Here is a 4,669-nt window from a genome sequence, read left to right on the forward strand (position 1 = left end):
GGATATGGGACATATCCCGATTTTTCCTTAGCTTCGGGCGATCAGCCCGAGCCAATAAAAAAAGACTTCTAATTTAGGAGTCTTTTTTTGGCTTTAAGATTTTTAAGTGAGAGGTTTTCCTCTTATTCTGGCGAAGACATTTTGCAAGGACATGTCGCACCTTTTGTAGGTGCGTGGATTGAAATGGCGGGGGTTGGTATGTCGCCAAGCCGTACAAACGTCGCATCTCTTGTCAGTGCGTGGATTGAAACGCATCGACTTGGGGTCAACAAAAAAACCGTATCAAAAATGATATGGTTTTTTTGTTGTTTCTATTTTTCATCTGTAGCAAAAATTATAGTTTTTTTACTAATATCCCTTTACACTTGTAGAGAGATTTGATATAATAAATATATAGAAAGGAGGCGATAAAATGGATTGGGTAAATGTTTTAGCGACAATTGCAACTGTATCGGTATCACTAGTACCTGTTACAACAGCAATCAAAAATATCTTAGACATAGTAGAAAAAGTTCAAACGATGAAAGAGAAAAGAAAAGCGAAGAAAGAACCGAAACAAAATAAAAGACCTGTTGTTCGTCACAATCTACCAAAAAGTAAACGAACAACAAGACGATAAGGAAAAGGGGGAGGGTGCAACCTCCCTCTTATTCCAATTCAATTATATCACAATACCCAATCCATTCAGCACATGAAAAAACTGGAGAGATTTATGAATAGTCCTGTTACATCTGTTTTGTTTTTAATATTAGTTTTTGTATTTGTTATTGATTGGAACAACCTAACAAAATCAGATTATGTTTTAATGGGCGCAACTGTATTTTATGTACTGGCAACGCTATTCAATATGATTACAGAAATGATAAAAAAACGATTAGAAAAGTAGGTGAAAAATAATGAGTGAATTCCAAACAAAAGAAGAAGCTAAACAATTTGTAGATGAATATATTTTGACGTCTTCGGAGGTACTAGAGTTACTAGATATAAGTCGTTCTAGATTAAACCAATTGATAAAAGCTGAAAGATTGATTCCGTTAAAACAAGTAAAAATTGTTTCGTTGTTCTGGAAACCAGATGTAGAAAAATTAGGTGAAGAACTAAGTCCATTAAGACAGAAATATTATCCAGAGTAGAAATGATTTTTCACCCTTTGTTTTAGGGTGGAGTGATGAAGGCTGGGGTGAATTGGCGAGAGCCAAGAGGGGCTAGCCCCTTATAGCGTAAATGAATTTGGATAGAGATCCACTTTGATGGATCGGATGCATTGGCGGTTTTGGCGGTACAATGGCATGTGCAAGTCGACCAACCTAAAACTTTGTTTTAGGTATGGTCGACTTGGCACCATGCCAATACCGCCAAAATTTTTTTTATCAAGGGGAAAAGGGTGGAGATTTTTTGAGTGGTTTTCTCAAAAAATACTACCCGTACCTTGATGAAAAAAAAGCCTTTTGGCTTGAGGGATTTTGCCATGCAGCGGCATGGCTCGGCGAAGCCGAAAAGCCTCGCAGAGCACGGGGCAAAGAATTTTGCCATAACGTGCTAGGGCAAAATATTTTCCCTCCACTATATCCATGGTAAACTGGTGGTACGAAACGGGGGTGCTTTGGCATGGCTCATGTAGAAAAATATGCAAAAGGAAATGTACAAGGATTATCAAATCATTGGGACAGAAAAACAGAAAATCATTCGAATCCAGATATTGATAATGAACGTTCACACTTGAATTATGATTTGTGCGAAAAAGAAGGAGATACACTTTCTCGCATGAAAGATCGGCTAGGTGAAGTGCATTGTATGAATCGAAAAGATGTAAAAGTTTGTGCAGATTGGGTTGTAACTTTACCTGAGAATTTGAAGAGTATTTCCGAAAAAGAACAACGTGAATTTTTCGAGAAAACATATGAATTTTTAAGTAACCGCTATGGCGGAGAAAAAAATGTTTTGTCCGCCAATGTTCATAACGATGAAACAACACCACATATGCATTTTGCTTTTATGCCTGTTGTCTGGGATGAGAAAAAACAACGGGAAAAGGTTTGTGCAAATGATATATTAACTCGTAAAGAGTTAAAAACATTTCATCAAGATTTAGATAAATTTTTAAAACGAGAGATTCCTCATATCTACAAAGAAGGCATTCTAAACGATAAAACAATTGGTGTTGATACTGTTAAAGATTTGAAAAAGCATTCTGAAGAAATCAAAAGACAAAAAGAAGAAATGATTACAGAAATGACCGCAGAAGTGAAAGTTTATAAAGAACCTAAAAAAGTTTTGGAGAACATCGAAGCTTCAGCAAAAAAAGCTATGTTTGGTGATAAGGTTTCTTTGCCCACTAATGAGTATGATAAACTGAAAAATTTAGCAATCTCGAGTGTAAAAACAAAATACCAATTGGATAAAGTAAAAGATTTATCAGATGCGAAAATTGAGGATTTAGAAACTCGTGTTCAGCTTGCTGATCAGCGAGCTGATAATGCCGTAATGCAATTTAGTTTGCTGGAAAAAGAAGTAGACAAGCTTAGAGAAGAACAAAGAAACGCTATTATCTATCAAAGTATGTTGCAAGATATGAACAGAGATTTAGAGATTGGTGAAACTGAAAGAGAAGGTCGTTGGATTTTGTTTAAGCTTGAAAAGGGACATGAGCCTAGAAATCTAGAAGAAGGCGAACACTGGCTTTCTGTGTTAGAGAAGAACAAAAGGGATAAGACAATACCTGAGAAGCGTTTAGAGGGCTTTATAGGGCTTTTAAAAGGGATTCTAGATAAATTATTAGGTAAAGAGAAGAAATTCTCTCAAGAAGGCTTAAAAGGGCTGTCAGAGCAATCAAAAGCGCCGAAGAAAAAATCTAAGAGTCGAGGACATACGAGATAGGATGTGTGCTAGAATAAAAAACGAGCCATGCGGTAACATGACTCGTTTACAAGGGTATTTCAGCAAAAATACCAAAAAATATTCATCTGGTTATAGACTATCATAATTTGACTGATAATCAAATAGCAAAAAATAGGTGTTTTTGTTGATTCCCCTAAACTAGAGGAGGAATTAACTTAGTTATGACAAAAAAAATTATTGATTTTGGACAAGCTGAACAAAAAGCAAAACAACGAGATTTAGAGATTGAAAGACAACAATTTACTGAAGAACATAATGGTGTAGATCAGAATGAAGTAGATGAAGCACTTAAGATTTTAAGCAAGGCTACTGGAGGTAAAGAAATTTACATAGGGACTAAACGCTCACCACAATCGAAAGTGAGGTTTGCTCAATTTATGCAAGAAAACATGAAGTTTTTAAGTAAACAAGAATATTTAACTTTGAGTGAAAAAGGATTTCTGATAGATATCACTCCCTATATTTCTTTCCAAAGTAACTCTATTGTTTTTGATATAAAAGAAAAAAATCCTGTTCCAATGAATATTTCAGAAATTGCTAATGAATTAAATAGAGCAAGGCAAAAAATAAGTACTTTAGTTACTGAACTAGTGAAAAAAGGTGTTTTATTTAAAGGTGAAAGTGGTATAGAGGGGAATAATGCAAAAGCATCTTGCTTGTTTGTTAACCCTCATATTATCTTTGCTGGTGATAAAGATAATGTGCCAGAACATTTACAAATAATGTTTTTTAAAGCAATGAAAATGAAAGTATTAAAAGATTTACCCAATAAATTATTTTAAAAATTGGAGCCATATTTGGCTCTTTTTTTTATTTCGTGTGTCACCATTTGGTGACACAAGTGTCACCAAATGGTGACACACGAAAAATCTCGAAACCCTTGATATATATGGTTTTTTTATACTTTTTAAAGTCTCTCTCTTCTCACTCTATATATAAGGGCTAAAAGTTCCGCAAGGAACAGGTAGTATTTTTGAGTAAAAAACGACTCAAAAATCTCCACCTTTTTCGCTCCGCTTTATCCTTGCAAAACTTTTTTTGGCGAGGATAGACTTGTTGCCAAGCCGAACAGACCAAAAACGGGAAATTGAGCTGTTCGACTTGGAATTAGCATTATACTCGCCAAACCGCTAAAGCTATCGTTCAAAGCAATAACCTTACTCCATATTTAGTCACGTTAAGTTCTAAGGGGCTAGCCCCTCGCTACGCTTCACCCCAGCCAACCACCAACCCAAAAACAAGGGGAAACCAAAAAAGATTAGATAGAGTCGTGTGTATCGTTTTCGATACACACGACCAAACGGAAACAGAGACATGTTCGATTTATCCCCTCAACTTGTTGGGGGGATAAATCAGGACATGTCGGAAAAATCCCGCGGATTTTTCCGAGCCGGCGCTAAGAAAGGGAGGGTGAATATTCACCCTCCCTTTCTTAGCGCTCTTTAGTTCTTACTTCTTCTTGTCGCCCTGAATCTTCTTTGCCGTCTCCTTCGAGACCTTAATCCGCATGTTGCTACCAACGTCGGTCGGCTCGGGCTTTCCGTCCTTCTTACCCATTGTGTTTTCCTTTCGGTCTTTGTCTTCGGGGACTTTCCCTCGCTGACAAAACAACTCTACACGATGGGTGCAGCCGTCACCAGTCGAAACAGTGTGATGTATCTCATACTCAAGGTGCGGCGGGGTGGCTCGGGCTGATTGGTCGAAGCCGACATGTTCGATTTATCCCCCCGACGGAGTTGGGGGGATAAATCAGGACATGTCGGAAAAATCG

7 protein-coding genes are annotated in these 4,669 nt (G+C 37.1%); all 7 read left to right on the forward strand.

Annotation, left to right across the window (positions count from 1 at the left end; genetic code table 11):
* The first annotated feature begins 87 nt into the window (after nt 1-87).
* A complete protein-coding gene (locus tag AC241_RS32315; protein WP_050845800.1) occupies nt 88-381 on the forward strand; it encodes a hypothetical protein in 294 nt (97 codons plus the stop codon).
* A 31-nt stretch (nt 382-412) separates the two neighbouring features.
* The gene (locus AC241_RS32320) at nt 413-619 is read left to right on the forward strand and encodes a hypothetical protein (protein ID WP_050845801.1); all 207 of its coding nucleotides are present in this window, start codon (nt 413-415) and stop codon (nt 617-619) included.
* A gap of 93 nt (nt 620-712) precedes the next feature.
* Entirely contained in the window at nt 713-886 is a 174-nt protein-coding gene (locus AC241_RS32325) for a hypothetical protein (protein WP_230690673.1), read from the forward strand.
* A 10-nt stretch (nt 887-896) separates the two neighbouring features.
* Nucleotides 897-1,133, forward strand: a complete 237-nt coding sequence (locus AC241_RS32330) for a DNA-binding protein (protein WP_050845803.1) — start codon at nt 897-899, stop codon at nt 1,131-1,133.
* Nucleotides 1,134-1,326: 193 nt separating this feature from the next.
* A complete protein-coding gene (locus tag AC241_RS35095; protein ID WP_196303461.1) occupies nt 1,327-1,578 on the forward strand; it encodes a hypothetical protein in 252 nt (83 codons plus the stop codon).
* A gap of 30 nt (nt 1,579-1,608) precedes the next feature.
* Nucleotides 1,609-2,877 carry a MobV family relaxase gene (gene mobV, locus AC241_RS32340; protein ID WP_050845805.1) on the forward strand — a complete coding sequence of 423 codons (1,269 nt, stop codon included), beginning with the start codon at nt 1,609-1,611 and terminating at the stop codon, nt 2,875-2,877.
* Between the two features lie 182 nt (nt 2,878-3,059).
* Nucleotides 3,060-3,680: a helix-turn-helix domain-containing protein gene (locus AC241_RS32345; RefSeq protein WP_050845806.1), complete on the forward strand. Its 621-nt coding sequence runs from the start codon at nt 3,060-3,062 to the stop codon at nt 3,678-3,680.
* Nucleotides 3,681-4,669 lie beyond the last annotated feature (989 nt).

The sequence above is a fragment of the Bacillus thuringiensis genome (assembly GCF_001182785.1).
GTDB lineage: Bacteria > Bacillota > Bacilli > Bacillales > Bacillaceae_G > Bacillus_A > Bacillus_A thuringiensis_S.

Coding starts and splice junctions, on each gene's coding strand:
- AC241_RS35095 (WP_196303461.1), top strand. CDS start 1,327: ATGGTCGACTTGGCACCATGCCAATACCGCCAAAATTTTTTTTATCAA.
- AC241_RS32320 (WP_050845801.1), top strand. CDS start 413: ATGGATTGGGTAAATGTTTTAGCGACAATTGCAACTGTATCGGTATCA.
- mobV (WP_050845805.1), top strand. CDS start 1,609: ATGGCTCATGTAGAAAAATATGCAAAAGGAAATGTACAAGGATTATCA.
- AC241_RS32345 (WP_050845806.1), top strand. CDS start 3,060: ATGACAAAAAAAATTATTGATTTTGGACAAGCTGAACAAAAAGCAAAA.
- AC241_RS32330 (WP_050845803.1), top strand. CDS start 897: ATGAGTGAATTCCAAACAAAAGAAGAAGCTAAACAATTTGTAGATGAA.
- AC241_RS32325 (WP_230690673.1), top strand. CDS start 713: ATGAATAGTCCTGTTACATCTGTTTTGTTTTTAATATTAGTTTTTGTA.